Source organism: Kitasatospora sp. NPDC030952, assembly GCF_055571335.1.
In genome coordinates this window covers 1-1,804 of record NZ_JBVIFM010000059.1, presented here as the reverse complement: position 1 = coordinate 1,804, position 1,804 = coordinate 1, and the positions used below count along the sequence as shown (strand labels likewise).

Annotated in this window: 1 protein-coding gene; it reads left to right on the top strand. The window is 73.8% G+C overall.

Features of this window, described 5'->3' with window-relative positions; genetic code table 11:
- Positions 1 to 1,804: type I polyketide synthase (locus ACZ47G_RS39585; protein WP_465751370.1), on the top strand; the 1,804-nt coding region annotated here is incomplete at both ends.

Sequence of the window (1,804 nt, the reverse complement as noted above, 5' to 3'; positions counted from 1 at the left end):
CCCTCGCCCACCACCGCCACACCCAAGGACTCCCCGCCACCAGCCTCGCCTGGGGACTCTGGACCGACACCAGCACCATGACCAACACCCTCACCGAGACGGACCGGGACCGGCTGGCCCGCCAGGGGTTCCGCGGGATGTCCGCCGAGCGGGCCCTCGCCCAGTTCGACACCGCGCTCGCCTCGGCCGAACCGGTGCTGGTGACAGCCGAGTTGGACGTGTCGGCACTCCAGCGGCAGTCCGCCGAGGGCACCCTGCCGCCCCTGCTCGGCAAGCTCATGCGCGCCAGGCCCCGCCGGGTCGCCGCCGCCACGGACCCGGGTGGCACCACCCTGGAACAGCGGCTCGCCGGCCTCACGGCACCGCAACAGGCCGAACTCCTCCACGAGTTGGTGACCCGGCACGTCGCCGCCGTCCTGGGGCACTCCGGTGGTGCCGAGCTGGACCCCGACCGCTCGTTCAGCGAGCTGGGCTTCGACTCACTGACCGCCGTCGAGCTGCGCAACCGGCTGAGCAGCGCCGTCGGCCGACGCCTGCCCTCGACCCTGGTCTTCGACCACCCGACCACCTCGGCGATCGGCCGACACCTCGCGGACCTCCTGCTCACCGCTCCCGCCGGGGCCGAGCACCCCGCCGTTCCGACGGCCCCGGCCACCACGACCGCTCCCGTGGCGGCCGACGAGCCGATCGCGATCGTCGGCATGGCCTGCCGCTACCCCGGCGACGTACGGTCCCCCGCGGACCTGTGGCGGGTGGCCGTCCAGGGAATCGACGCCATCGCCGGGTTCCCCGCCGACCGCGGCTGGGACGTCGACGGCCTATACGACCCGGACCCGGACGCACCCGGTAAGTCGTACGTGCGGGAGGGCGGATTCCTGGAGGCCGCCGCCGACTTCGACCCCGCGTTCTTCGGCATCAGCCCGCGCGAGGCGCTGGCGATGGACCCGCAGCAGCGGCTGCTGCTGGAGACCGGCTGGGAGGCCTTCGAGCACGCCGGCCTCGACCCCGAGGCGCTGCGCGGCTCCCGCACCGGCGTCTTCACCGGCGTCATGTACGACGACTACGGCTCACGCCTGATGCGACAGCAGCCACAGGGCTTCGAGGGCCAGCTCGTCACGGGCAGCGCGGGCAGCGTCGCCTCCGGCCGGCTGTCCTACAGCTTCGGCCTGGAGGGCCCGGCCATCACCGTCGACACCGCGTGCTCCTCCTCGCTGGTCGCCCTGCACCTGGCCGCGCAATCGCTGCGCAACGGCGAATGCGACCTCGCCCTCGCCGGCGGCGTGACCGTCATGGCCACCCCGGCGTCGTTCATCGAGTTCAGCCGGCAGCGCGGCCTGGCCGCCGACGCGCGCTGCAAGTCCTTCGCCGCGTCGGCGGACGGCACCTCCTGGGGCGAGGGCGTCGGACTGCTGCTGGTCGAACGGCTCTCCGACGCCTGCCGCAACGGGCACCAGATCCTCGCGGTCGTCCGGGGGACGGCGGTCAACCAGGACGGCGCCTCCAACGGCCTCACCGCGCCCAACGGCCCGGCCCAGCAGCGGGTGATCCGCCAGGCCCTGGCCAACGCCGGACTCACCACCGCCGACGTCGACGTGGTCGAGGCCCACGGCACCGGCACCACGCTCGGCGACCCGATCGAGGCCCAGGCCCTGCTGGCCACCTACGGGCAGGACCGGCCCGCCGAACGGCCGCTCTGGCTCGGCTCGGTGAAGTCCAACATCGGCCACACCCAGGCCGCCGCCGGCGTCGCCGGCATCATCAAGATGATCGAGGCGATGCGCCACGAGGTCCTGCCCAGGACCCT